Here is a 24,583-nt window from a genome sequence, read left to right on the forward strand (position 1 = left end):
TTTAGTTTCCAATAGAAACCATTGGTTTATTTTAAATGGGTGTATTTGCAGGTTTAGCTACCCTTTGCTACACTTTTCCCACCTTTTAATATCTTAATATTATTACTCCGATATGGAAAAAGTTAACTTAACAAAACAGTTTGCTTACCGCTTGCGTGATGCCATGATTGCAGCAGGGCATAATTCCCAACGCTCTCCATCTGGAGTATGTATTCATAAATTAGCTGAAATGACAGGTTACTCTTTGCAAATATGCAGAAAATACCTTCGTGGAGAAGCCATTCCCGAGCCTGCCAAACTCATAGAAATTGCATCGAAACTAAATATTTCGCCAGGATGGCTTTTGTTTGGTGAAACTCATAATGATTCTGGAACATCTCAGGAACGCATCACGATAAGCAAAAATTTACTCCACCATATTTTCACAAAGGCGGCTTGTCTATATAATCGTGAACTCGTGGAAGATGAGGTGTCTGACTTTTTGATCGATTTGATCAATGATATTAGTCTGATCAATGCTACCGAAGAGCAGTCCAAAAAAATTATTGATTTGGCTATCTCTTCAGTGAGCCATTTTAGACACTCACAAGGAATGTAGAGTAAGAAATTTTCATGGAAAATAGCCAAAAAGAGATAGTGCCCCACTCTCAACTTTTAGAGAGCCTCTTTGCCTTTAAAAGTAAAGTATCCAAGGTCTTTAGAGACGTATTAGGCATACATGACATTCATCATATTGCCTTGACACGTATTAACAAGCACAATCAATTGCTGACTCTGTCCTCTACTCCTGCCATGGAATTTAATTTATTTAACAGTTTTCTTTGGCAATATGACCTAACCTATAATCCCAAGTGGTTTAAATTATGTACTCAAAATGATTGGCACAGCCTCTATAATATAAAGCACTACGATGAGCTATATTATCTTAAACAAATTAAACATGGATTCCCCATCGGTTTATCCTTGGCTACCAAAATGAATGAAAATTATGTCATTTATTCAATAGCAAGCCACAAATCCTGTGCCTTTACTCGCGAGGTATTTTCTACTCATCAAGAAGATTTTTACAAAATAGGACAATACTGCTCGAATCTGCTGCACCCATTGTTTAGTTATTACGAAGATTACCCTTCGCAACATTTGATGATTAACTCAGGTTGAATAGGAATACTTTTAGGACTTGGATATCGTAGCCCAAACCGCGCATAGAAAATCGGTCATTTACCCAGAGATGCCTGGTTAGGAATAGAGATATTCTGGTCTGCACTCAGCGCACCTGATACGACTTTTGGTTTTCCAAGCAAGCCCAGTTTTATTAAATTCTCCTTAATTTTACAATCGAGAACATCTGTTACCCCTTCAGGTGACTTCTTAGAGATTTTTGGTTTCAACATGTATTCATCCGAATCCAGCACTTTATATCTTGATATGTTGCGAAGAAAGCTTTCACTTGCTGTTTTATCCACATGGGTGTGCCGATTTTCAGTTATAAACTGGAAGGCCTTGTTAATTTGTTCTTGTTCATTTTTTCTCGAGTCTTTTCCACACAATGTATCCAGATTGTATACATAAATCAATCGGCTTTGAAAAGGATCATGTCCATGAACATAAGCGATAGAATAACCATTGTGTCTTCCAGGTCGGGCATTTTCTGCTTCTTTGCTTTCATTCCAGCGATTCCATATTAAATAAATTAAAGGCGATGCTTTTCTCTCTTCATCAGTCATATTGGTTGGATCGCTAATTTCACTATTCTCAAATAACAAATGCAGCATGTTATTCTTCATATAAATTTGCAATTGGGTATTCATTTGATCTATGGTTTCAGCCAATGCTTCTTTGGTCGAATCATCATAAGAGAAACCCAACTGAGCAGCGGCCCACCGAATGCTATCAAATCGTATGGGGGCATGACTATACAAGGTAATCCCGTCTTCACTTAGAGAGTAATCGAGAATTTTTAAAGTTGGTTTATAAGTTCTTTCGACTAAACCTTTCAACTCCTCTTGGGTAATAACACATTGTTCCAGTAATAATTGGAGCCCCCAGAACGATTTAATTTGTATATCCCCAATATCGCCTTTGGGTTTAAATGGTTGGCCGATTACAAGTTTTTCATAAGCATGAATAAATTCGTACCCATGATTGGATAAAATGACATTGATTGCTACCTGATTTTGGACAAGGAAGTCCAGTATTCTTAAAGTGAAATAATCACAACTCCCCCGATCGGCCACTTCATCGCCTAGCAATCGAATAAGCGTTTTAAGATCATTGATTTCTATCTGGGCCATGAACTTATTAAATCGCTCAATACATGAGGGTAATCTTGCTTTCAGCCCACTTAACTTTTCTTCCAGGCCAGCTTTATTCATTTCAGCCATTTGTAAATTGGCGTCTATTGATTTTTTAAGTTGCAATAATGACTGAGAGAACTCTTTCTGATTATCTGTGGCGGGCGATAATTTTTGCTCAAGATCTAAAATTCTTTGCTGTGCGTTCGTTATTTTTATTTGTATCAATTGAAGAAGCGTACGAATTTCCAAATATTCTTGAACCATATCGTCATATTGTTCATAAATTGTTACAAATTGCTGGTAAGCTTCGTGGAAATTGCTAATCCCTGGTTTAAATTTAATTATTTTATGACGGAAAAGAAAGTGGATAAGCTTGATTGCGTTGCCATGCAAATCTCCCAGTGAAATAGAACCTAAATTATCCTCCAATTCATTTGGGTAATTGTATATATCGATATTCTTGTTAATGAGACGTTTAGGCATTCATAGTCCAAGTAAAAAACTTCCCTTCAAAATAAGGGCATACTCAAAGTCGACAATAACAAATATTCATTCTCCATGTAATAACATGGCAATATTAAATTAATGCGCTTATCTCCCACATCAATTGCATCATAATAGTAACTAATAAACTAAATTATTGATCGTTTTTTATAATTTTGAGGAAAATACAAACCTTCATATCCATTCCGAATAAACAACCATCTATCCCCAAAACCTATCTGCTATACTTAAACAAGGAAAATAATAATCAGAGAAAGGGATGAGATTATTATCTTTTAAAAAATCCAAAATTGTTTCAATTGGAACTGAATTGGAATTTCAGATTATTGATTGCAATTCACTATCTCTGGTTTCTCGCTCGAAAGAATTGATGAGAACCTTAAAAAACATGCGCTATCGCGACCAGATTAAGCCGGAAATTACGCAAAGCATGATTGAAATCAACTCATCGATTCATCGGTCAGCCAAAGAAATGTTTGACGAACTATTAGAACTACAAAAAATTTTAATAGAAACTGCTGCAAGCATTGATATTGCTTTTTGCGGAGGAGGGACACATCCATTTCAACAATGGACCATGCAAAAAATTTTTCCTTCGAAACGATTCAAAAAAAAGTTTAACCAATATCGTTATCTTAGCAAGCGTGCTACTGTTTTTGGCCAACATATTCATATCGGTTGTCCAACAGGGGATGATGCCATTTATTTAACTCATGCCCTGGCAAGATATGTTCCTCACTTTATTGCAATCAGTGCTTCATCACCGTTCTATCTGGGTATTAATACAAATTATTGTTCGTCACGCTCAACTATTTTTAATGCTTTTCCATTAAGTGGCGTCATTCCCTATCTGAAAGACTGGCAAGAATTCTCCGATTATTATCGCAAAATGTATCGTTGGAAGATCATTGAAAATATGAAAGATTTTTATTGGGATATTAGGCCAAAGCCAGAACTTGGTACAATTGAAATAAGAGTCTGTGACACCCCTTTAACTCTTAGAAAATCGATCCTGATTACTGCTTATATTCAAGCATTGGCACTCTATCTCCTCGAAGAAAAACCTGCCCAGCTGTCTCACGACTTATACTATGTCTATAATTACAACAGGTTCCAAGCCAGCAGACATGGCCTGGAAGGAGAATTAACTATCACTGATAAAGACAAGCCTACGCCTATCATGGATGACATACTTGAAACAATAAAAAAAATTGAACAGTACATTAATGGGCTTGGAAACAGGGAATATATTGATGAACTGTATAATGACGTCATCAACAAACAAAACGATAGTGTTCTCATAAATAAAATTTATAAACAAGGCGGCTCATTTACCAAGTTGGTAGCTGCACAGTGTGAACTCTGGTTAAGTGATTCAAAGGACAGGAAATGGATAACACAAGCTTCTTAAATACGAAAGAAAAAATCCTGGAAATCAAACCATTAATGGAAAGTGCTTTCGGCAATATTCTGGGATATCAAGAACTGGAGAATATGTTGGCAATCTGTACGCTTGTACCATTCTCCATCAATCAAATCGTGTTTAATCAAGGTGATAGAATAAAGGGTATTTATATCATTGTAAAAGGAACTGTTGATTTGATTGCCAGAACCTTAGGCAAAGGAATAACCAAGATAGAAACGTGCCTTGCCGGTGATTTTTTGGGAGAAACTTCCTTTCTCCTCAACGAACCCAGTGCCACATCAGCTATTGCCAAAGATGATGTGACATGCTTATTTATTCCTTCTGCCTATTTTGAACTGATGTCTGCTTTTTCACCTGAAGCCAAATATAAGATCATGAAAAAAATTGGTTATCAGGCTTGTGGCCGTTTAAAACAATTACACGACAAAATCATTACTTTCATTTCTCATTCTGATATGCACAGCTTATCTTTTTTGGGACGCGTTATTCAGACTTTCACTCAACCTAAAACACATACCCTGGAAGAAAGTGGAGTTAATAAAGACCAAATTTATAAAAAGTCATTATTTCACTCTTTTACTCAAGATGAAACCGATGAATTGCTTGAACACGCGATACCTCTAACCGCCAATAAAAATTGTGTATTGATACACGAGAATGAAAACATACCTGTATGTTATATAGTGATTTATGGGGCGGTTCAATCCAGTGTCATACAAAACAGTAAAATTGCCAAATTGTCTGTTATTGGCCCTGACTCGTTGTTTGCCAGTACGGCCTGTTTTCTAAGTGACACTAAATTTTCAATTACATTTATGACCTGTGAATCAGCGACTTTATTAAAAATATCTGAAACCGAACTTCAATATTACCAAAAAAATAAACCCATGATCTGGTACAAACTATTTAATTTGATATGTGGTTCTATCATTTCCCTTGCTCGTTCCTTAAAAAAATTGGACGTGCGACTGAACATAGAAAAATATAATCAGTGAGGCGCTATGTGCAGGATATTGTCTTACCTTGGGCAACCCACAGTGGTTGAAGAGCTACTTTATAAACCGGATAACTCTTTTATTAAACAGAGTTATCATCCAAAATACTTGCCTTATTTGTTAAATCTGGCGGGTTTTGGTATGGCTGCCTGGGATAGGAATTCAATTAACCCCTTACAAGCCTATGTCTACAAAACATCCAAGCTCCCTTTTTACGATGAAAATTTACATAATTTAGCAGAAAAAATAGCACCGCACTGCCTTCTCGCCCATCTGCGTGGCGTTTCCTATCATGATAAACAAGTAGTTACAGATCAAAACGTGCATCCATTTCTCTATCCAGTGAGCAGTATTGCTTTAGCACATAATGGTATGCTTTATAATTTTGAAACCATGCGCTATGATCTACTGAAATATGTTAAAGCCGAATACAGAAAATACATTAAAGGAACGACTGACAGCGAGTGGATCTATGCTGTTTTTCTCTCTCAATTAGAAAATCCCAAGGGTAATTTCGAAGCTGCTGAAATAATAAACGCTGTGATTGCTACTTTAAAAATTTTAAAGTCGGTACGCCAACAAAACGACATTGTCATTAACTCACCAGTTAATCTCTTTTTAACCAATGGTGATTTTATTGCCGCAACCCGATTTTGTTTAGATTACGGCTGGAAACCCAAAGACGCTCCTCAATCGACACATTTCACCTATCATTCTTTATGGTACACCTACGGTGAACGATATGGCCTTTATGAAAATGAATACAAAATGAAAGGAGGCACCATTAACTCAAGCATTATTATTGCGTCTGAACCATTAACTGAAAACACAACCACCTGGCTTGAAGTCCCCGAATATACTTTGATTTTTGCGAATCAAATCGATGGTGAAATCAAAATTACTTCCCAAGACATAAATATTTGATAATTTTCTGGTAATACAGAAAGCAAGGGTAATTTAATACCCCGCTCAAGCAACTAAAACAACGTCTCCAACATTCTGTTTTCATAGGGTATAAAATCCGCATTCAACTTGATACGATTCATTAAATCAGGATTAGCAATAAATGGTCTTCCCAAAGCAATTAAATCGTATTTTTTATTTTGAATATCTGTTCTTGCCTGGTAAAGCTTATAGCTGCCGCTAGCAATTAAGGTTCCTTTAAAATGAGTTCTCATAAACTCAGTCATCGTTTTGAACCCTAATTCTTTGAATTGAATACCGTCATCAAAATTACCCGTATGCACATAAGCTATTCCATAGTGATTCAATTCTTCCAATATATATTGGAATACCATGGCATCTCGCTCATCTCCTACAATTTCATTAAGATAGGCTCCCGGAGAAAGCCTCAATCCCACAGACTGCTCACCTATTTCATTGATACAGGCTTTTACCACTTCCAGCGCAAATCGCCCCATATTCTCTGGATACTGTCCATAATGATCATGACGTTGGTTGGTATGGTAATGTAAAAACTGATCAATCAAATAACCATTGGCACCATGAATCTCTATCCCGTCAAACCCCGCTGTCATTGCTCTTTTTGCAGCCAACGCATAGTTTTGGATTAACTCGCTGATTTCCTCTAATGTAGCTGCTCTTGATTTTCCATAATAAAGAGCATCGGCACGCCTGACCTTACCTGTCATCATGGTTTCTGAAGCAGAAATCGGCAATGCACCATTCAAAAAAATCGGATGAGACACTCTGCCGACATGCCAAATTTGCAAAAATATTTTTCCTCCCTGCTCATGCACAGCATCAGTTACCATTTTCCAACCGTCAATATGGGTTTGCGTAAATATTCCAGGAGCATTACTATAGCCTTGCCCATCCGGGCTAATAATAGTGCCCTCTGTAATAATCAATCCGGCATCAGCCCTTCGAGCATAATAATCTGCCATCTGTTTTGTTGGACTGAAATCATCGTTAGCCATATTACGAGTCATAGGAGCCATAATGACTCTGTTCTTTAGTGTAATTTTCTCATTAAGCTGATAAGGACTTAAAATTAAATCGGAGTTAAACATGATAAATCTCCTGTATGTCATAATAATATATTGGAATATTGCAAATATTCGATTTATTAAAGCAAAATTTTTTAAATCATAGCTTTCAATTCTTTTATAAACTCATCAATTAGGTGTGCATTTGCTTTACAATAGGTCCACTGACCTCTACGCTCAGTGAATATCAAACCAGCTTGCTGTAATTGTGATAAATATTGAGATACTGTGGATTGAGATAAGCCTGATTTTTTTTCGATTAAACCAACACAAACCCCATCTTTGCTCACATCACAATGCGGCGAGCTAAAATGTTTATCTGGCTCTTTTAGCCACCTGACTATCTGTAATCGCTTTTCATTAGAAAGCGCTTTTAATATATTTATTACGTTCATATTTTAATTATATCGTATTATTGCGATATGTCAATATGGCAACCATTCATCATCAGTTATGTTTAAATTTCAAATAAACCGCCTAATATTAATACTTAAAACAAGACGAATGGGAGAAATAAATGCTCAATATGGATATTTTGAATATTAACCCTGAAACCGTGTGCTTTATCATTAACAAAGCAAAAGAATTTCATGCAAAAGAAGAGGTCACATTTAGTGAACAAATTCCTGACTCTGAATATGAATACGACTGGTCGCAAATTTTAGCTGATCATGCTGATGATCTAAGCTATATAGAGGTTAGAAATGTGATAGAAAATCTCGATCCAAATCAGCAAACTGACTTGTTGACATTAATGTATGTTGGAAGGGGTGATTTTGATATTGCAGAATGGAGCAAAGCTCATAAGGAAGCTAGAAGTAATTTATTACCCGATTTAACAAATTATCTGTTTTCAAAACCGCTCATAGCTTATTATTTAGAAAAAGCATTAGAATTATTAGATTATTCCTGCGACAAATAATATGGCAGAAGGTGTTCATTTAACTGTTTTACCCTCTCACCATTTATTTTAAGAGTCTTTAAAATCTATTTTCATTCAGGCAATTTATCAAAACTTTTTATCACGGATTCATTAAACTCTTTCATTACATCACTTTCATAAAAATCTTTTTTAAATTCTTCATCCTGAATATCAACCATTTTAAACAAAGCGTTCAAACTTTTGATCGCTTCATTTATTTCTTCAGAGAGTTTTGATAATTTTTGAAAATAAACCTCTTTATCATCCCCATTATATGAAGAGGGATCGTTTAATTTCATCTCCACTTCGCTTTTCATTTCCCTTAGCTTTCTATCTAATTGAATGATGCTCTGAGGTGTATTTTCGTCAAAATGAGTTAACTCTTCTTGTGGTTGATTATCGCTCGCATTATTCATCAATTTGCTCCCGCCAAAATAATTGGAACCTTACTATTAAATTCTAGTCGAAGTACAGCATTTCTTCATTTGTACTATTAGTGTTATCATTGTCTTTTTAAGCGACAGCAAATTATATGTTACTTCATTATCTTTTTATTCTGGGGATTTGTGTAGAAGCGATTACAGGAGCATTGGCCGCGGGGCGTAAAAAAATGGATTTTTTTGGAGTCCTGCTTATCGCTTCTATCACTGCTTTAGGAGGAGGTACCGTCAGGGATACATTATTTAACACTTATCCACTGACCTGGGTAGCTCACCCTGAGTACCTTTTATATACCTCGGTATGTGCTTTTCTAACCATTTTTATTGCTCATTCACTGGTTAGAATAATGAAAGTATTCTTAATTCTTGATGCCCTTGGCCTCTCAACGTTTGTTATTATTGGCACACAAAAAGTTCTAGCCCATGGTATGCCGCCAAGCGTTGCGGTACTCAGTGGCATGATTACCGGGATTTGTGGGGGAATGTTGCGAGATATTTTATGTAATGACATTCCTTTGGTTTTAAGAAAAGAATTATATGCTGTTATTGCCCTGGCTGGCGCGCTCCTGTTTATAACTTTAGACTTTTTTCATGTCCCACATAATTTAAACATCATTATCACTTTGTTATGCATTTTTACCGCCCGCTTATTGGCTATTTTTTTTCATATTGAAATTCCAATTTTTGATTACTCAGAGAGTATAAAGAAGCGAAAAAAATAACGTGATTTTTCATTAAGAATGCTTGGGTATTCATGCTAGTCTCAACAAAGATGCCTCCCATGACATCTTGTTCCTGAAAAATCCCACTTTTTTGCGAATGTAGCTCCCCGAGTGTATAACGAAGATCCCTTCTCCACGCCGGGGATGCAATGAAAGAAAAAACCCTTCTTTTGCCATGGAAAGCCTATACTATTTCAGCAGTGCATTTTCTCACTAAACCAATTCTCTCACCTCAATGATGCTTATCTCTTCTACAGGGACATCAGCATGACCATTTCGTTGACCTGTTTTCACTTTAGCAATAGCGTCAACCACATCCATCCCTTCAACTACTTCACCAAACACGCAGTAACCATAACCTTGTGGATGCTCGCCACTGTAATTCAGAAAACCATTATCAGCAACATTAATAAAAAATTGGGCTGTCGCGGAATGGGGATCCATAGTTCTAGCCATTGCTATGGTTCCGCGTTTGTTGGGTTTTGCTCTTTTTGCTTCATTTTCAATTGGAGAGGCCGTTGTTTTTTGCTCCATATTTGCATTCAAACCGCCACCTTGAATCATAAAGCCATCGATAACGCGATGGAAAATCGTGTCATTATAAAAACCTTTACGCACATAATTCAGGAAATTTTCTGCAGTTAATGGGGTATTTTCTGTATCTAATTTAATATGAATATCTCCCTTGGATGTAGAAATTAAAACCATTATTTCACCTCTTAATATTAAATAATTTAGGAATTTATTATCAAATGACGCATTTGATTACAAACATCATGCAGAACATGAACATTATGGATACTTGCCAGAGCAGTAAATAAATTAGCTTTTTGTTTTGATAAATGATGCAAACAGGACCTTGAATAATTAAGACAAGTATAACAAGAACAACTTTCCATAACAGGTGCCAAATCATCAGCAAAACATGATTTTTTTATTTGAATTCGTTCATTTTCATGTTCACTTTGAAATTTTAGCCAATTCCCTTCTCTTACTAATTTACCACAATACAAAGCACCATGCCGGGCATTACGTGTTGGTGCGACACAATCAAACATATCGATACCTTCTGCCACCACATCCAACAGATCTTGAGGCGACATCCCAACCCCCATAGTATAACGTGGCTTATTGTCCGGAAGATACTCATGCACCCAACGAATGACCTCCACCGTAGTATTCATATCAAAACCTACGGTTTCTCCACCTATTGCAATTCCATCCGTATTCATTGCAGAAACAAAATCGGCACTTTCCCGACGTAAATCTTGAAAAACTCCCCCTTGGACAATACCAAATAAAGCTTGTTTATATCCGTATCGAGAGTTTGGATATTGCTGATGATAGTCAATCGATTGTTTTAGCCACCTATGGGTACGCAACATGATTTGACTTACTTCATCTTTAGAACAGCTATCAGGGGTACACTGATCAAACGCCATAATAATATCGGCACCAATTATTTTCTGGGTCTCAAGAGACATTTCCGGGGTCATATGGATAATGCCTTTACTGCCAGGCAATTTAAAATGAGCACCAAATTCATCTATAGAACAAATTTCCTTGTTCTTGGACAAACTAAAAACTTGAAAACCACCGCTGTCGGTTAACATAGGGCCATGCCAACCCATAAACCGATGCATCCCTCCAGCATTTTCTATTACTTCCATGCCAGGAGCACATAGCATATGATAGGTATTACCCCCCAGAATAATTTGAGTGCCCGCAGCAGATAGTTCTGACGGCATCATATTATTGACCCCTGCACGGGTTCCTACTGGCATAAATACTGGCGTTATAAATTCACCATGTGGCGTAACCACACGTGTAACACGAGCTTTAGTACCCGAATGCTGGTACAATACCTCACATGAAAAAGTGTTCATTCGCAGAAATAACTAAATAAAGCAGAGAATGATAACGAAAGCGCGCATTTAATGCCAGGAATTAATTAATCGTACGGGTTCGAAAAAATAAAAAAAGCCCCATTATCGACATAAAAATAAAATACATGGCAGCCCATCCAGGCATAGAAATGCCAAACATAGTCCAAGTCACTTCAGCACAATCCCCCGCCCCCCAAAACAGGGCTTTAGCAACTGTTTGCCATGGAAAATACTGAATTAATACATCAAGCCCAGGCATGCATGCAGGGGCTTGGTCAGATGGTAAGGATTGCAACCACAATTGTCTTATTGAGAAATACAACCCGGCACACGCGACTAGAAACTGCATCAAGCTTACTATATGTGCTTTTTTCAAGGTTCGCAGAGACAAACCCATTAAACCTAACAAAATAAATACACAAATTCGTTGCATCAAGCACAAAGGACATGGTTGTAGTCCGACAGCATATTCAAGATAAAACGAAGCGAATATTACAAATACTGTAATAATTGCCTGAAAAGATTGTATTTTTCTATAAGTAAGCTTTTTCATGATTTCGGTAACATATATTGTATCGCGGCTTTTAATTCAGCATCAGAACAGTCCATACAGGTACCTTTTGCTGGCATGGCATTCAGCCCCTTGATTGCAGAAGCGAGTAAATCATCTATTTTTTTACTTGCCAAACGAGGTTTCCAATCGGTCTCCGATTGAAATTTAGGTGCCCCAGCCAATCCGTCCCTATGACACACGGAGCAATATTTATCATATATATCTTGACCTGGTTCTTTTTTACTCTTGGAATCAACAATAGTCGTTTTAGTCGCTCCAGCTTCTACATTATTACCTTGTTCCTCTTGCACACGAACTTTTCCAACAGGTTGAATTCTTTGTAAAATTTGTTGCTCATCCATCTCGTCCATTGCAAAAAGCATGGCTGAAAAAAAAGACAAGATAAGCGCAATATTCAACCTCATAGTTGTCCATCCTCTAATAACCAATTTAAAAATCATACCGACAAGTGACTTTTTTTTCCAGAAAGATTTCAACAAACCCAACGATTTATAACATCAGAACTTGTATATTGAAATTAATACCTGGACTTTTACCGAAAAGATCCTATCACTATCGATCGTTGTGCTAAACTGCACACAAGGGAAAAGAATCTGAGTTATGGATGAGCAATACAGAATACCAAACAATTGATAACGAACCTCAAAATATCAATGGAAAAGAAAAGCATCTAAGCCATGCTTATCCTGAGTTCATCAATAATTCCATGGAAAAATATTACGAGGAGCGAGTCAATAAATCCTGGCAGGGAAAACACATCCTCAACGGCAAAACCCCGACCACAAGTTCACTGATTTTTTCGAGCAATGATTATTTAAACATCAGTCAACATCCGCAATTAATTAACGCTCAAATTGCTACGATGCAAAAATATGGTAATGGTCAAATGCAATCTGCTGTATTTTTAAACCATAACTCTTTCTTGCTCAACCAATGTGAAAAAAAATTCAGTTCCTTTCTAAATTATTCAGCGGCTCTGCTTACTCAATCGGGCTGGGGCGCTAACGTCGGTCTCATACAAACCCTGGCTAAATACAATACACCAGTTTATCTGGATTTTTATGCTCATATGTCTTTTTGGTCTGGGGTAAAGGCAGCAAGGGCCAAACCTATACCATTTCGACATAATTCAATCAATTCACTAAAAAAACGAATTGAACACCATGGTTCAGGAATTATTGCGGTAGATTCTATTTATAGTACGCTGGGCACAATTAGTCCATTGGCTGAATATGCAGACATTGCAAAAAAATTCAAATGCTTACTCATCGTCGATGAATCTCATTCATTAGGTACGCATGGGCCGCAAGGCAAGGGGATGGTGGCTAAACTGGGATTATCAAACCAAATAGACATCGTAACAGCAAGCCTGGCCAAAGCCTTTTCAGGACGTGGCGGCATCATTACAGGGGATAGTCAACTTATAGAATATATCAGATATTCATCTCTGCCTTCTATTTTTAGTTCTGCTTTAATGCCTCATGATTTAGCAGGATTTAGCACATCATTAGAAATTATTACTCAAGAAGAATGGAGAAGAACAAAATTACAAACCAATGCTGATTTTTTACGAGAAGCCTTATCATACCAAGGAATTAATATAGGAGGGAGTAGATCTCAAATAATCCCTTTAGTTACAGGCAGCGAGGCTAATACCCTCTGGTTAAGGGATGAGCTAGAAAAAGAAGACCTCTTTGGATCTGTGTTTTGTTCACCCGCCACTCCCAAAAATAAATGTCTGATTCGTTTATCGATCAGTGCGCATCACGAGAAATCGGACTTGCTCAGAGTTATTGAGTGCCTGGCCAGACTTGCAAGAAAAAAGCCCGAAATACCTTTGTTTAAGGGTAACTAACAGGATTTTCAAATATTGGCTGCTCATTTTAAACAGTTACCATTTATAAATAAGAATTATGTGCCCTTTATATTGAATTCCTATTAATTCAGAAACATTTCTTCTGCATCCAACTCTTCCAGGTATTGATGATAGGAAAGAATTTTATCCAAGCGTACATCAAATAAAACAGCCCCCTGCACATAAGCATAATAATAGGTTTCATCAGAAATAAATCGATGGGCAGGAACCAAACAATTCGACCACTCATTCCATTGAGGTGCCATTAAATTAGATTGCCAAAAACAAGGAATTTTTTCTCCATTATGCAATTGGTCCAATACATCTCCACTTGCTCCGTTATCTAAAGCCAAATCATAGTGTAACTGCATATCCGCTTCGTTTTTCACGATTAAAAAACTGATATTGGCATCATCATCCAGCATCAAAAAGCTGCCTGAGTTATCGGCCAGATAAAATTCAACAACTCCTTTTTCCCTACACAAACGCCAGAATAATTCAGCATATTTTTTGTCATGTAAACAATTTGGTGATGTCACCGAAAGCATACGTACAATCATATCAGACATGCTTTGAAAATATTGTAACTGCAAATCATGGATACTTTGAGTAATGAGACTGGCAACATTCGGATCACTCTTTTTAATGTATCTATGAATTAATCCTTCATTAAAAGCAGCGATTGCCAGCTTCTCATCTGCTTGTCCGGTTAATAATATTTTTTTAATATTAGTATCTTCGATTCGCCTGCAAAACTCTAATCCATCCATGCCTGGCATTGCATAATCGACAACCACTACGGAAATTTCAGAAAATCGTCGAGAATTATAAACTTCTGCATGAATAGCTGCCAAATCAAGGTTAATAGTATGATTAGTTAGTGGGCAGTTTTTCGCTTCTGTGTATTCACTGATGCAACGTTCACTCAATAATTCAAGTTCACATCGCTTTTGTTTAATACAATCCAAAGCATCAAAGGGCGAATCAAATACACGGTATGCCAAACCTTCATCAAGCTGCAATACGAAATTAAGCAAGAAATCCCGACTGTCGTCGACAAAAACCGCAGTACTTGGAAAGTAACAGGTAGGTATTGAGAAATGTTGCATAGCTCCTCCTGAGCAAAACGTTCCAAAGTTATATCCTTTCTATGAACTATTAATAACCTATGGCCCTATCATCAGAACCTGGCTAGCTTGTGAATAAAGTATCATGATTGTTTATTATAACCAAATTATTTACGTTTTATATACATCGGGCTTTTTTGCAGTGAATATTCAAGGGAAACACTCTTCAAACCAAAGCTTAAAATTAGACAAGTTATTGAATATAAGTCTATATTATTAATAGGCACCTTACCTCAGCTAAGTAATCAAAAAAAGGATATTGATATGGCTAATTCACAAGATTTTTACCAACCTCCAGTGAATGAGTTAAAACGAAACTGGGGTTGGATTTTAGGATTTGGAATATTCTTTCTTATTCTAGGCTGTGTGGGGCTTGGAATGGTAGTTGGCCTAACCCTGGTAAGTATGTTCTTTTTTGGTGCCTTATTAATTGTTGGAGGAATAAGTCACATTATAGACGTGTTTAAATACAAAGAATGGAAAGGAATGATATGGCAAGCGCTTATTGCAGTATTGTATATTGCGGCGGGGTGCATTGTCTTGTATGACCCGTTTTTAGCATCCACTCTCATCACAGCATTTCTGGCAGCAGTCCTCATTGTCATTGGGCTAACAAGAATGATTATGGCTTTTGCCTTAAAAGATTCCAAAGGCTGGGGATGGTTGTTATTGGCTGGAATCACCGCCATTGTTCTTGGGATATTAATTCTAATGCAATGGCCTTTTAGCGGGCTATGGATCATTGGACTTTTTATTGCGATTGAATTGATTGTCACTGGTTGGACATACATCTTTATCGCTATCTCAGTAAAAACTGTCAAACTCTAGCAGAACAGAATCACAGGAAAGACCACATTCAATTTAGACAGTCTATTTTTGGGATTGAATAAAGGGGTTTTCAATAGAAAACCCGCTTTAAACTGAGATTGGGAAGCTCAATTTAAACAAAGCATATTCTCCCTCTTTAGAATCACAAACAATATCACCACCGAATCCATTCATAACCAATTTACAAAAAGATAAACCAATGCCTGTTCCCATAAAGGTAGTGGTGTAGAAATGATTAAATAATCGGTTTAATTGTTGTCTGGTCATTCCTTTTGCTGTGTCTTTAAAATATAAATAATGATACTTATCGCCAGACTCGGTCCAAATATTAATCTCCCCACGCTGGGCCATTGCGATAACATAAAGCGCATTTTTTATTAAATTAAATAAAATATGCTGCATTAACAACTTGGAGCCTTTAAATTGAAAATCACCAGCCCATGTGATTAATGCTCTTTCCCTTGGTGACTGAAATGGGTATCTGGTGATAGCCTCGGACAAACATTCTGCGATAGAACAAGTCTCTAATATACAATTTTGTAAAATATTATCGCGACTTGCCTTAACTAATAACATATCAATGATCGTATTCGCATAGTCAATTTCACTAACAATTCGATTACTGACTCCTCCAAGCTGCAATAACAATCTTTCACGCAAAGGAGAAGAGATTAGCCCTTGTTTTTCAGCTAATTGATATCCCTCAATTAATCTTGGCAGATATTGAACTAAAGCTTGAGCACCGCTCTTTATCCCTAACAATGGTGAACGTAATTCATGCGCAATCATACCCGCCGCCGCAGCCATCCCAGCTAACTTTTGTTGTTGTAACATGGCTGTTTTATAATTTAAAGTAGAGCCCGCAATAATGGTAAAAATAATCACCAATGTCATTTGTATGTGTTCTTCCCCAAAATACATTTGCGGAGAATAGAGATAATAACTCACCAAAGCTAAACTAAACCCCAGTATTAGCACAATGGATAAACTCAATAAATCAACGAGCAATACAAGTAAAAATACACCACACAGCAAAGACATGGCAGAAATAACACTTGCGTGATTCATTAAAAATAAAAAAGTAAAAAAGTAAGGCAAAGTAAACAAAAGAGTTAGAAACCAATACCAAGATAAATATTGCTTCCATTTTAATGGCCAATAAGGAGTAAGCATCAATCCCAGGCCTAAAAGGCTTCCAATAAGACGGAGTGGAAGGTTTTCGTAAGGCTGAGGTAACCAGAAAGCCCAAATAACATAAAATAAAGGAAACCCCACAAAAGCTATTGCTCCTACTGCAACCAATTGATGGGCGGAATTAGACAAACTACGCTGCATTGATTCATCTAAATGTTTCACTATTTTTTTTAGTTGCGACATTCCCTATCCTTAAATCAAGCTAAAAAACTCTTGATTTTCACCAGTTTATACACCGGAAAAGCCTAACATAAAATAGAGGAATTATGCATGAGATATGATCTAATTCTCAAATAGGTATGGAATACTCACTTATAAATAAATGACTTGACAAGATTTGCCTATCTATTAGATCAATGGGGTTCTTTTTGCATCGGAATCAATGTTATGATCCTTGTTTAAAGAACAAAAACCGTCTATTCCATGAGCGCAAAAATCATACGAATTGCAACCAGACAGAGCCCTCTTGCACTATGGCAGGCTAATCATGTACGAGAAATGCTTTTAAAACAATGTCCAAATCTGAGCATTGAGTTATTACCCATGATAACCTCTGGCGATCGATTTCTTAAAGATAAATTATTATCCGCAGGAGGGAAAGGGTTATTTGTTAAGGAGTTAGAAGAAGCATTATTGGATAAAAGAGCGGACTTGGCGGTTCATTCGACTAAAGACATGCCAGCACAACTCCCGGATGGACTCTCGTTGGCTGCCATTTGCAAAAGACATAACCCTTTTGATGCTTTAATAAGCCCCCAATTTAAAAGTCTGGATGCTCTCCCCCAAAACGCAATTATTGGTACATCAAGTCTTAGACGTCAATCTCAATTATTAGCTTACAAACCCAATTTGCAAATCAAAACATTAAGAGGCAACATCCATACAAGACTTAGCAAGCTGGAGTCAGGAGAGTATCAAGCTATTATTCTTGCTGCTGCCGGCTTGGAAAGAATGGGCTTAGCACATCACATCACGCAACTCATCCCCGATGACATTATGCTGCCTACCTGCGGTCAGGGCGCTTTATGTATTGAATGTCGAACTGACGATTTGGAAATCCAGGAACTGATTCATGGCTTAAATGATCCAATTTCTGCTCTTTGTGTCCATACCGAGCGGCAAGTCAACGCTAAATTGGGAGGTAATTGTCATATACCCTTTGCTGTGTATTGTTCGATTACTGAGGAAAACCTCCTCCTTTTGAGAGCAAAAGTACTTAACCTGGATGGATCTCAAACCATTAATGATAAGCAACAAGGGAAAATGGAAGAAGCTGAAATCATTGCAGACAGATGTACTGAGTCATTAATGACTAAAGGTGCAATGACCTTACTGGGTAAGGTATCATCATGACTAAATCACTTAACGGTCTTCGCATATTAAATACCAGACCAAGGGAGCAAGCACAAATACTTAATAAAAAAATTGTCGAGTCTGGTGGAATACCCATCGACTGCCCCACGATGGAAATAGTGGCATCTGAAACCAATTGGATAAATAAATTGCCTGATTTGACTTCAGTAAATCAGGCAATTTTTGTCAGTCCAAATGCAGTTCGTTATTTCATGATGGAACTGACTTCCAAAAGAATCAATTGGCCAAATAACATCCGAGTAGTTGCTATTGGTAAAGGAACCTCAAAAGTGCTCGATGAATTCAATATCCAGGTTAGCGATATCCCCGAGTTACCTGACAGCGAGCATTTATTGACTCTCAATTCGTTGCAACAAATAAGAAATCAGGCGATTCTGCTTGTGAAAGGAGAAGGAGGGAGGCAACTGATTGAAGAATATTTAATGCTTAAGGGGGCAACGCTATGTATTCTATCAGTCTATAAGCGAGTCATGCCAGTCATCGACCAAGAATTTCTTAATTCTCTGTGGCGCGATGACCTGGTGGACATTATACTGTTAACAAGTGAGCAGTCCATACATAATCTTTTTAAAATGTTTAGCATAGAGGGGCAAATGTGGTTACAAAACAAACCTTGCCTGGTCATTAGTGACCGACTTGCAAAGGTAGCTTCTTTATTTGGAATTAAAAAGATTCTTATTAGCCATCCAGAAAGGATGATAGGTACGTTATTTGACTATAAGGATTAATCCATGGCCAATAGCAATGAAGAACAGAAAAAAATAATTCAAACGCAACAAACAACTAAAGTTGATCCCAACATCAACCAACAAGTGAAAGCCCCTTTCTTCAGCAGTAAATACCTATCCTTAATAATCAGCTTGACATTGCTTTTGGCTGTCCTCGCTATCATCGCTTCCATTTATTCCATTCAATTGGAAAAACAATTTCAAAACCATCAGCTTATTGAAAACAAAAAATTAACTGATGAATTGGGTAGAATAAAAGCAGATCAAAATACAGTCCAAAAATTCCTTGATAACAATGCCAATCATCTTCAGCAGATCCAGAGCGATTTAACAAATAAAGTGGATAGCTTAAATAAAGAGTTACAAACAGTAATGAAACAAAAATTGTATCAAAATAATGATTGGCTCCTTTTAAAAGCACGTTATTATCTTGAATTAGCGCAAATTAATGTTCATTGGAGTGATAATTTTAATACCTCTGTTGCACTTTTACAGCAAGCTGATGATCTGCTGAAAGGCATGAGTATCCCCCAAATATTTACCATTCGCCAGACAATTGCCAAAGAAATTGCTCAATTAAAATCAATTTCTGTTGTTGATATCACAGGGATCTTAAGCCAACTGGATGCCGCCCAAACGGCTATCAGTAATCTTTCTATTCAATCAGCGGTTGATCAACAGGAAATGCTAAACCATCTCGCCAATTCTGGAGAGTCTGGCAAAACTGGATGGCGAAGTCGTTTGCAAGACAGTATGAACTTTCTGGAGAAATTGGTCATTATTCGTCGCCACAATGAAAATATTCAACCACTTATATCTCCTTTATATGAATCTGCAATAAAAGAAAATATCCGTCTTAACCTTCAGGAGGCGCAGTGGGCCATTTTAAATAATAATCCCGCAGTCTACCAGTTCACTTTAAATCAGGCTATTACGAACCTTAAAAGAGTATTTAATGAATCCTCCCACAACACCGCAGTTTTGATTAAACAGTTGTCCACTCTGCAAAATGTAAAATTAACTCAGGAAAAACCTGCCGTTGGACAAGCCATCCCACTAATCAATCAAATGATTGACAATAAAGAATTACAGGTCAATCAAGCAAACAGCAAGAAAGGAGAAAATTAAGAATGATACGAGTTCTGTTTGCTTTTATTATTTTACTACTCTCTGTGTTCCTTGGTATTCAACTCAATAAGGATCCAGGTTATGTCTTAATAGCTATTAATAACTGGACTATTGAAACTACCTTATGGGTCTTTGTTTTTGGTTTGTTTTTTCTGTTTTCTTTAATCTATGGCCTGGTTCAACTTTGCAATAAAATTACAAGAATGCCAGGTATGATAAATAAATGGCATTCACGACGCTTGGCACAAAAAGCTCAAGCCACGACTCGAAAGGGACTCATTGAATACAGTGAGGGCTATTGGCAAAAAGCAAAAAATCATTTAATACAAGCCCTGCCAAACACCGACACTCCATTACTTAACTATTTAACAGCAGCGAGAGCTGCTCAAAAAATGGGAGACAGCAATCTTCGCGATCATTATCTTAGGGAAGCACAGCAGTCTATGCCGGAAGCGAAAATTGCTGTTGAGTTAACCCAGGCACAATTACAATTGGCCAATCACCAATGGGAACAGGCATTAGCCACATTGAAACACCTTCAAGATTTAGCACCTCGCCATCCTTATGTCTTAAAATTATTAATGAATCTTTATGAAGAAATAAAAGATTGGCAACAGTTGATTGCTCTTTTACCTGATTTAAAAAAGAATCATATTATTCCAGATCAAGCTTTTGAACAATTACAACAGAATACTTATTTGCAAGCCATGATTGATTTGGCAAAACACAATCAATCAGAAGGCATTGCCAAATTATATCAGGCGCTGCCAAAGACGCTAGTTAACGATACAGCGATTACAGCAGAATATGCCCGCTTTCTGATTAAGAATCAGAATTACGATCAGGCAGAATATCATTTAAGGCGATGCCTCCGCAAAGAGTTAGATAACAGATTAATTGAGCTTTATAGCCTACTTCCTGGTGAAGAAAATCAATTATTGTTTGCTGAATCATTACTCAAAAAAAATCCTCACTCAGCCGCATTGTACCTATGTTTAGGGAGAATGTGCCTCTCTCGACATTTATGGGGAAAAGCCAAACATTATCTTGAACAGTCTATTGAGCTAAACCCTACCCCTGCAGCATTTATAGAGCTTGGCAAGCTCCACGAAAAACTAAATGATCCCTTATCCAGTGGCTCTTGTTATAAAAAAGGTCTGGAGTTGATAACAAAAGATGAATTATCCTAAATAATTATCCTGGGATTATGACATGCGTCATTGCATTCCGTTTCTGTTTTTTCAACCTGAATAGTGACATGCTGAATGCTGAAATCATGCTTTAATTTTTCAACCAGCTCTCTACGCAAATCATCAGATAATGACTGCTCGGGCATAAATAAATGAACGGAAAGTGCATTCTCTTTCGTACTGATTGCCCAAATATGTAAATCATGAATAGATTTTACGCCAGGTATAGCCAGAAGAAAATCACTGACTTTAATCCAGGATATATCGCGGGGAACACCATCAATAATTAATCTGAAACTATCAGCAAATAATGACCAGGTCCCCTTTAAAATCACTACGGCGATTAATAGCCCAACAATGGGATCTATCCATAACCAACCTGTCAGGTATAACAAAGCCGCCGACAAAACAACGCCTACCGAGATCAATGCATCATAAAATAAATGCAAATAAGCTCCTCGAATATTAAGATCATCAGAACCCCGCAAAAACAAGAGCGCTGTAGAGAAATTCACGACTATACCAATACCAGCCACTATCATCACAGAAACAGCTTGAATTTCTGTCGGTGAAAATAACTTATACATCGCATCTGACGCTATAATCCCGCAAGTAAACACCAATAACGCGCCATTCGCCAATGCCGCTAAAATAGAAGTTTTTTTAAACCCATAAGTTGCCTTATGGGTAGGTTTTCGTTTCATTAATCCCGTTGCTATCCATGCCAAAATCAGTCCAACTACATCACCTAAATTATGAAAAGCATCCGCCAGCAAACTGGTAGAATTCGCTAAATAGGCAAAAATAATCTGCATCACAACAAAAAGCCCATTCGCAGTAATTGCAATTATAAAAGCCTTATCATAAGTCACTTCTCCATGATCATGATGGTGATGTCCTCCATCATGCGAATGCTTACTCATAATTCTCCTTCGCCCTGACTTTTAGAGTAATAATTAATTCCAATTTTAATGCGATCTCTTGTATTTTGTTTACGCCAAGCATTCGTATCTCGTAAAGAATAAACACAACCACAATACTCTTGTTTATAAAACGCTTCTCTTTTGGCAATTTCGTACATTCTTTCAGAGCCGCCATTCTTACGCCAGTTATAAGTCCAATAGATTAAATCAGGATAATGACTTGCTGCCCGTACCCCGCAATCATTAATCTGGTTCATATCTTTCCAACGTGAAATACCCAGAGAGCTACTGATCACAGGAAAACTATGCTCATGTGCATGGAGCGCTGTTCTTTCAAATCGCATATCAAAACACATTGTGCAGCGCTTGCCTCTTTCTGGTTCCCATTCTAATCCCTTAGCTCGAGCAAACCAGTTTTCTTTATCATAATCGGCATCAACGAACGGAATACTATGCTTTTGGGCAAACTTAACATTCTCTTCCTTTCTTATTTCATATTCCTGGAGAGGATGAATATTGGGGTTATAAAAAAATATAGTAAAGTCTATCTCGGAAAAAATTAGCGCTTCCATCACTTCACCTGAACAAGGAGCGCAGCAGGAATGAAGTAATAATTTTTTAGCACCATCAGGTAATTCCAAACGTTCTCTAATTGTCATTTTGTACTTCCGGCAAATGAATAAAATGCTGTCGATAATAAATCAGCTCATTGATTGAATCTTTTATATCATCCAAAGCAAGATGCTTTGATTCCTTAATTACTCCATTCATTAATTCTGGACGCCAACGTAGCGCCAGCTCTTTCAATGTGCTGACATCCAAATTCCGATAGTGGAAATAGGCAGCTAACTCAGGCATATATTTATATAAAAAACGCCTGTCCTGGCAAATACTATTGCCACACATGGGTGATTTTCCCTTATCAATATACTGTCTTAAAAATTCAATAGTTAATTGTTCTGCCTGGGATTCACTGACATCACTCTCTAATACCCGCTTCACTAATCCTGACTGATTATGTTGTCTTGTATTCCATGCATCCATACGGTCAAGAAGAGTTTTAGGTTGAGATACTGCTATGACAGGTCCTTCTGCGAGAATATTAAGTTGCGGATCCGTTACAATAGTGGCTATTTCTATAATCCTATCTTGTTCTGGCTCAAGACCAGTCATTTCCAAATCAATCCAAATTAAATTTTGATTATTTTTCATTTGATTTCCAAGAAGTCAAAATTTGCTCTACACAAGCCACACGACTTTGATGCATGGCCTCCTTAATCGCTTTACCTTCATAACCTTGTGTGATAAAAATTTGTGGTATCACTTTAACACATTCCGATAATATTTCATTCCATAATTGAGTTTGGCGATAGATCACTGTTTTGCCACAACTCTCGGCATCCGCTTGACAGGCAATTAATAATTTATGAAATAATTGAGGTCTTCTAAAAGCATCTACCTGCTCCAAAAGCTTGACTATTGTGTTTGGACGCAATTCGCATACCCGATGAATATTCAAATGAAAACGTGCCACTATAATAGCCAAATCTCGATAATCATTAGGGATGCGCAAACGAGTACATAAAGCTCGAATTAGCCTGGCACCTTCCTCCTCATGTCCATGATGCTTAGGCCAATCCTGAATTGGTGTAGACGCTTTGCCCAAATCATGAACCAAAGCAGCGAATCGAACTAATGGTTCTTCGCTAAGTGTAGATGATACCCTTAATGCCATTAATGAATGAATACCCGTATCTATTTCTTGATGATATTGATGCGGATTAGGCACTCCAAATAATGAGTTAATTTCTGGCAAAACCACTCTTAATGCATCACAGGCTCGTAAAGATAGAATAAATTGTTCGGGATTTTTTTCTTCAAGACTTTTTTGCCATTCTTGCCAAACACGCTCAGGAATCAAATGACCTAATTCACCTTGTTTAACCATTGAATACATTAATAAACGTGTCTCATTTGCTATTCTAAATCCAAGATGATGAAACCGGCTGGCAAAACGAGCTACACGTAAAACCCGAACAGGATCTTCTGCAAAAGCTGGAGACACATGACGTAATAATTTCTCTTCGAGATCTCGTTGTCCATGATATGGATCAATTAAATTTCCCTGTTCATCCATAGCCATGGCATTAATCGTTAAATCCCGTCGCGCCAAATCCTCTTCCAACGTGACAGACTTACTAAAATCACAAATAAACCCATAATATCCTGGAGCTGATTTACGCTCTGTTCTTGCTAATGCATATTCCTCTTTCGTTTCAGGATGCAAAAAAACGGGGAAGTCCCGCCCAACTTGCCTATATTTTCTTTTTAATAATTCGTCCGGCGTTGCTCCGACGACGACCCAATCCCGTTCCTGGACAGGAATTCCTAATAATCGATCACGAACTGCGCCACCTACCAAGTAGACTTTCATTAAATATGATTTACCTTCATACTGTAT

Annotated in this window: 27 protein-coding genes; 13 read left to right on the forward strand and 14 right to left on the reverse strand. The window is 37.3% G+C overall.

Translation table 11 applies throughout. The features are described from left to right. Positions 1-112 precede the first annotated feature (112 nt). Positions 113-598, forward strand: coding sequence for a helix-turn-helix domain-containing protein (locus OQJ02_RS13560; protein WP_265719518.1), 486 nt, complete (start codon positions 113-115; stop codon positions 596-598). 14 nt (positions 599-612) lie between these two features. After that, the gene (locus OQJ02_RS13565) at positions 613-1,161 is read left to right on the forward strand and encodes a hypothetical protein (protein WP_265719519.1); all 549 of its coding nucleotides are present in this window, start codon (positions 613-615) and stop codon (positions 1,159-1,161) included. Between the two features lie 56 nt (positions 1,162-1,217). Here OQJ02_RS13565 and wip read toward each other — a convergent pair whose 3' ends face one another. Beyond that, positions 1,218-2,780, reverse strand: coding sequence for a Dot/Icm T4SS effector Wip (gene wip / locus OQJ02_RS13570; protein ID WP_265719520.1), 1,563 nt, complete (start codon positions 2,778-2,780; stop codon positions 1,218-1,220). 280 nt (positions 2,781-3,060) lie between these two features. Between wip and OQJ02_RS13575 the strand changes: the two genes are divergently transcribed. From OQJ02_RS13575 to OQJ02_RS13585, 3 genes are read left to right on the forward strand one after another with little or no spacing between them, the layout of a single operon-like run. Then, a complete protein-coding gene (locus tag OQJ02_RS13575; protein ID WP_265719521.1) occupies positions 3,061-4,212 on the forward strand; it encodes a YbdK family carboxylate-amine ligase in 1,152 nt (383 codons plus the stop codon). Continuing rightward, positions 4,191-5,222 (forward strand): cyclic nucleotide-binding domain-containing protein, encoded by a 1,032-nt coding sequence (locus OQJ02_RS13580; protein WP_265719522.1) that lies wholly within the window; start codon positions 4,191-4,193, stop codon positions 5,220-5,222. Before OQJ02_RS13575 ends, OQJ02_RS13580 begins: the two co-directional genes overlap by 22 nt. 6 nt (positions 5,223-5,228) lie before the next feature. Next, positions 5,229-6,146 carry a class II glutamine amidotransferase gene (locus OQJ02_RS13585; RefSeq protein WP_265719523.1) on the forward strand — a complete coding sequence of 306 codons (918 nt, stop codon included), beginning with the start codon at positions 5,229-5,231 and terminating at the stop codon, positions 6,144-6,146. Positions 6,147-6,199: 53 nt separating this feature from the next. On the opposite strand, the gene OQJ02_RS13590 is transcribed toward OQJ02_RS13585, so the two are convergent. Then, positions 6,200-7,255 (reverse strand): alkene reductase, encoded by a 1,056-nt coding sequence (locus OQJ02_RS13590; RefSeq protein WP_265719524.1) that lies wholly within the window; start codon positions 7,253-7,255, stop codon positions 6,200-6,202. 71 nt (positions 7,256-7,326) lie between these two features. Further along, positions 7,327-7,626, reverse strand: a complete 300-nt coding sequence (locus OQJ02_RS13595) for an ArsR/SmtB family transcription factor (RefSeq protein ID WP_265719525.1) — start codon at positions 7,624-7,626, stop codon at positions 7,327-7,329. A 122-nt stretch (positions 7,627-7,748) separates the two neighbouring features. Between OQJ02_RS13595 and OQJ02_RS13600 the strand changes: the two genes are divergently transcribed. Continuing rightward, positions 7,749-8,153, forward strand: a complete 405-nt coding sequence (locus OQJ02_RS13600) for a DUF3775 domain-containing protein (RefSeq protein ID WP_265719526.1) — start codon at positions 7,749-7,751, stop codon at positions 8,151-8,153. A 71-nt stretch (positions 8,154-8,224) separates the two neighbouring features. Here the strand turns inward: OQJ02_RS13600 and OQJ02_RS13605 are convergent, their stop codons facing one another. After that, positions 8,225-8,569: a hypothetical protein gene (locus OQJ02_RS13605; protein ID WP_265719527.1), complete on the reverse strand. Its 345-nt coding sequence runs from the start codon at positions 8,567-8,569 to the stop codon at positions 8,225-8,227. A gap of 116 nt (positions 8,570-8,685) precedes the next feature. Between OQJ02_RS13605 and OQJ02_RS13610 the strand changes: the two genes are divergently transcribed. Continuing rightward, on the forward strand, positions 8,686-9,315 hold the full coding sequence (locus tag OQJ02_RS13610) for a trimeric intracellular cation channel family protein (protein ID WP_265719528.1): 630 nt from the start codon (positions 8,686-8,688) through the stop codon (positions 9,313-9,315). Positions 9,316-9,528: 213 nt separating this feature from the next. Here OQJ02_RS13610 and OQJ02_RS13615 read toward each other — a convergent pair whose 3' ends face one another. The 4 genes from OQJ02_RS13615 to OQJ02_RS13630 form a co-directional block, all read right to left on the reverse strand. Continuing rightward, positions 9,529-10,023 carry a peptidylprolyl isomerase gene (locus tag OQJ02_RS13615; protein WP_027222869.1) on the reverse strand — a complete coding sequence of 165 codons (495 nt, stop codon included), beginning with the start codon at positions 10,021-10,023 and terminating at the stop codon, positions 9,529-9,531. A gap of 26 nt (positions 10,024-10,049) precedes the next feature. Beyond that, entirely contained in the window at positions 10,050-11,201 is a 1,152-nt protein-coding gene (tgt, locus tag OQJ02_RS13620) for a tRNA guanosine(34) transglycosylase Tgt (protein WP_265719529.1), read from the reverse strand. A gap of 61 nt (positions 11,202-11,262) precedes the next feature. Further along, a complete protein-coding gene (locus OQJ02_RS13625; RefSeq protein WP_265719530.1) occupies positions 11,263-11,754 on the reverse strand; it encodes a disulfide bond formation protein B in 492 nt (163 codons plus the stop codon). Continuing rightward, positions 11,751-12,179, reverse strand: a complete 429-nt coding sequence (locus OQJ02_RS13630) for a c-type cytochrome (protein WP_265719531.1) — start codon at positions 12,177-12,179, stop codon at positions 11,751-11,753. The genes OQJ02_RS13625 and OQJ02_RS13630 overlap by 4 nt, the downstream gene beginning before the upstream one ends. A 200-nt stretch (positions 12,180-12,379) precedes the next feature. Between OQJ02_RS13630 and lqsA the strand changes: the two genes are divergently transcribed. Then, complete coding sequence (gene lqsA / locus OQJ02_RS13635; protein WP_265719532.1) at positions 12,380-13,630, forward strand: quorum-sensing autoinducer LAI-1 synthase LqsA; 1,251 nt, start codon at positions 12,380-12,382, stop codon at positions 13,628-13,630. 83 nt (positions 13,631-13,713) lie between these two features. Here lqsA and OQJ02_RS13640 read toward each other — a convergent pair whose 3' ends face one another. Further along, a complete protein-coding gene (locus tag OQJ02_RS13640) occupies positions 13,714-14,739 on the reverse strand; it encodes a response regulator (RefSeq protein WP_265719533.1) in 1,026 nt (341 codons plus the stop codon). A gap of 282 nt (positions 14,740-15,021) precedes the next feature. Here OQJ02_RS13640 and OQJ02_RS13645 point away from each other — a divergent pair, with 282 nt between their 5' ends. Beyond that, entirely contained in the window at positions 15,022-15,585 is a 564-nt protein-coding gene (locus tag OQJ02_RS13645; RefSeq protein WP_265719534.1) for an HdeD family acid-resistance protein, read from the forward strand. An 87-nt stretch (positions 15,586-15,672) separates the two neighbouring features. Here OQJ02_RS13645 and OQJ02_RS13650 read toward each other — a convergent pair whose 3' ends face one another. After that, positions 15,673-16,962, reverse strand: a complete 1,290-nt coding sequence (locus OQJ02_RS13650; protein ID WP_265719535.1) for a sensor histidine kinase — start codon at positions 16,960-16,962, stop codon at positions 15,673-15,675. Positions 16,963-17,202: 240 nt separating this feature from the next. Between OQJ02_RS13650 and hemC the strand changes: the two genes are divergently transcribed. Genes hemC through OQJ02_RS13670 form a run of 4 tightly spaced genes read left to right on the forward strand, consistent with a single transcriptional unit; the run spans position 17,203 to position 21,199 of the window. Next, positions 17,203-18,132, forward strand: a complete 930-nt coding sequence (hemC, locus tag OQJ02_RS13655) for a hydroxymethylbilane synthase (RefSeq protein WP_265719536.1) — start codon at positions 17,203-17,205, stop codon at positions 18,130-18,132. After that, positions 18,129-18,881: a uroporphyrinogen-III synthase gene (locus OQJ02_RS13660; RefSeq protein ID WP_265719537.1), complete on the forward strand. Its 753-nt coding sequence runs from the start codon at positions 18,129-18,131 to the stop codon at positions 18,879-18,881. The genes hemC and OQJ02_RS13660 overlap by 4 nt, the downstream gene beginning before the upstream one ends. A gap of 3 nt (positions 18,882-18,884) precedes the next feature. Further along, the gene (locus OQJ02_RS13665; RefSeq protein WP_265719538.1) at positions 18,885-20,009 is read left to right on the forward strand and encodes a uroporphyrinogen-III C-methyltransferase; all 1,125 of its coding nucleotides are present in this window, start codon (positions 18,885-18,887) and stop codon (positions 20,007-20,009) included. A 2-nt stretch (positions 20,010-20,011) separates the two neighbouring features. Further along, positions 20,012-21,199: a heme biosynthesis HemY N-terminal domain-containing protein gene (locus OQJ02_RS13670; protein ID WP_265719539.1), complete on the forward strand. Its 1,188-nt coding sequence runs from the start codon at positions 20,012-20,014 to the stop codon at positions 21,197-21,199. On the opposite strand, the gene OQJ02_RS13675 is transcribed toward OQJ02_RS13670, so the two are convergent. From OQJ02_RS13675 to OQJ02_RS13690, 4 genes are read right to left on the reverse strand one after another with little or no spacing between them, the layout of a single operon-like run. Further along, positions 21,196-22,122 (reverse strand): cation diffusion facilitator family transporter, encoded by a 927-nt coding sequence (locus tag OQJ02_RS13675; RefSeq protein ID WP_265719540.1) that lies wholly within the window; start codon positions 22,120-22,122, stop codon positions 21,196-21,198. The two genes, OQJ02_RS13670 and OQJ02_RS13675, sit on opposite strands and share 4 nt — an antisense overlap. Beyond that, complete coding sequence (locus tag OQJ02_RS13680; RefSeq protein WP_265719541.1) at positions 22,119-22,781, reverse strand: epoxyqueuosine reductase QueH; 663 nt, start codon at positions 22,779-22,781, stop codon at positions 22,119-22,121. Before OQJ02_RS13680 ends, OQJ02_RS13675 begins: the two co-directional genes overlap by 4 nt. Continuing rightward, complete coding sequence (orn, locus tag OQJ02_RS13685; RefSeq protein ID WP_265719542.1) at positions 22,771-23,334, reverse strand: oligoribonuclease; 564 nt, start codon at positions 23,332-23,334, stop codon at positions 22,771-22,773. The genes OQJ02_RS13680 and orn overlap by 11 nt, the downstream gene beginning before the upstream one ends. Further along, entirely contained in the window at positions 23,324-24,556 is a 1,233-nt protein-coding gene (locus OQJ02_RS13690) for a multifunctional CCA addition/repair protein (RefSeq protein WP_265719543.1), read from the reverse strand. Before OQJ02_RS13690 ends, orn begins: the two co-directional genes overlap by 11 nt. Positions 24,557-24,583: the final 27 nt, after the last annotated feature.

Origin of the sequence: Legionella sp. PATHC032 (assembly GCF_026191185.1) — a bacterium.
GTDB lineage: Bacteria > Pseudomonadota > Gammaproteobacteria > Legionellales > Legionellaceae > Legionella.

Excerpts from the sequence above, each read along its gene's own strand:
- OQJ02_RS13560 (WP_265719518.1), top strand. The coding sequence starts at position 113 with ATGGAAAAAGTTAACTTAACAAAACAGTTTGCTTACCGCTTGCGTGAT.
- OQJ02_RS13565 (WP_265719519.1), top strand. The coding sequence starts at position 613 with ATGGAAAATAGCCAAAAAGAGATAGTGCCCCACTCTCAACTTTTAGAG.
- wip (WP_265719520.1), bottom strand. The coding sequence starts at position 2,780 with ATGCCTAAACGTCTCATTAACAAGAATATCGATATATACAATTACCCA.
- OQJ02_RS13575 (WP_265719521.1), top strand. The coding sequence starts at position 3,061 with ATGAGATTATTATCTTTTAAAAAATCCAAAATTGTTTCAATTGGAACT.
- OQJ02_RS13580 (WP_265719522.1), top strand. The coding sequence starts at position 4,191 with ATGGATAACACAAGCTTCTTAAATACGAAAGAAAAAATCCTGGAAATC.
- OQJ02_RS13585 (WP_265719523.1), top strand. The coding sequence starts at position 5,229 with ATGTGCAGGATATTGTCTTACCTTGGGCAACCCACAGTGGTTGAAGAG.
- OQJ02_RS13590 (WP_265719524.1), bottom strand. The coding sequence starts at position 7,255 with ATGTTTAACTCCGATTTAATTTTAAGTCCTTATCAGCTTAATGAGAAA.
- OQJ02_RS13595 (WP_265719525.1), bottom strand. The coding sequence starts at position 7,626 with ATGAACGTAATAAATATATTAAAAGCGCTTTCTAATGAAAAGCGATTA.
- OQJ02_RS13600 (WP_265719526.1), top strand. The coding sequence starts at position 7,749 with ATGCTCAATATGGATATTTTGAATATTAACCCTGAAACCGTGTGCTTT.
- OQJ02_RS13605 (WP_265719527.1), bottom strand. The coding sequence starts at position 8,569 with ATGAATAATGCGAGCGATAATCAACCACAAGAAGAGTTAACTCATTTT.
- OQJ02_RS13610 (WP_265719528.1), top strand. The coding sequence starts at position 8,686 with ATGTTACTTCATTATCTTTTTATTCTGGGGATTTGTGTAGAAGCGATT.
- OQJ02_RS13615 (WP_027222869.1), bottom strand. The coding sequence starts at position 10,023 with ATGGTTTTAATTTCTACATCCAAGGGAGATATTCATATTAAATTAGAT.
- tgt (WP_265719529.1), bottom strand. The coding sequence starts at position 11,201 with ATGAACACTTTTTCATGTGAGGTATTGTACCAGCATTCGGGTACTAAA.
- OQJ02_RS13625 (WP_265719530.1), bottom strand. The coding sequence starts at position 11,754 with ATGAAAAAGCTTACTTATAGAAAAATACAATCTTTTCAGGCAATTATT.
- OQJ02_RS13630 (WP_265719531.1), bottom strand. The coding sequence starts at position 12,179 with ATGAGGTTGAATATTGCGCTTATCTTGTCTTTTTTTTCAGCCATGCTT.
- lqsA (WP_265719532.1), top strand. The coding sequence starts at position 12,380 with ATGAGCAATACAGAATACCAAACAATTGATAACGAACCTCAAAATATC.
- OQJ02_RS13640 (WP_265719533.1), bottom strand. The coding sequence starts at position 14,739 with ATGCAACATTTCTCAATACCTACCTGTTACTTTCCAAGTACTGCGGTT.
- OQJ02_RS13645 (WP_265719534.1), top strand. The coding sequence starts at position 15,022 with ATGGCTAATTCACAAGATTTTTACCAACCTCCAGTGAATGAGTTAAAA.
- OQJ02_RS13650 (WP_265719535.1), bottom strand. The coding sequence starts at position 16,962 with ATGTCGCAACTAAAAAAAATAGTGAAACATTTAGATGAATCAATGCAG.
- hemC (WP_265719536.1), top strand. The coding sequence starts at position 17,203 with ATGAGCGCAAAAATCATACGAATTGCAACCAGACAGAGCCCTCTTGCA.
- OQJ02_RS13660 (WP_265719537.1), top strand. The coding sequence starts at position 18,129 with ATGACTAAATCACTTAACGGTCTTCGCATATTAAATACCAGACCAAGG.
- OQJ02_RS13665 (WP_265719538.1), top strand. The coding sequence starts at position 18,885 with ATGGCCAATAGCAATGAAGAACAGAAAAAAATAATTCAAACGCAACAA.
- OQJ02_RS13670 (WP_265719539.1), top strand. The coding sequence starts at position 20,012 with ATGATACGAGTTCTGTTTGCTTTTATTATTTTACTACTCTCTGTGTTC.
- OQJ02_RS13675 (WP_265719540.1), bottom strand. The coding sequence starts at position 22,122 with ATGAGTAAGCATTCGCATGATGGAGGACATCACCATCATGATCATGGA.
- OQJ02_RS13680 (WP_265719541.1), bottom strand. The coding sequence starts at position 22,781 with ATGACAATTAGAGAACGTTTGGAATTACCTGATGGTGCTAAAAAATTA.
- orn (WP_265719542.1), bottom strand. The coding sequence starts at position 23,334 with ATGAAAAATAATCAAAATTTAATTTGGATTGATTTGGAAATGACTGGT.
- OQJ02_RS13690 (WP_265719543.1), bottom strand. The coding sequence starts at position 24,556 with ATGAAAGTCTACTTGGTAGGTGGCGCAGTTCGTGATCGATTATTAGGA.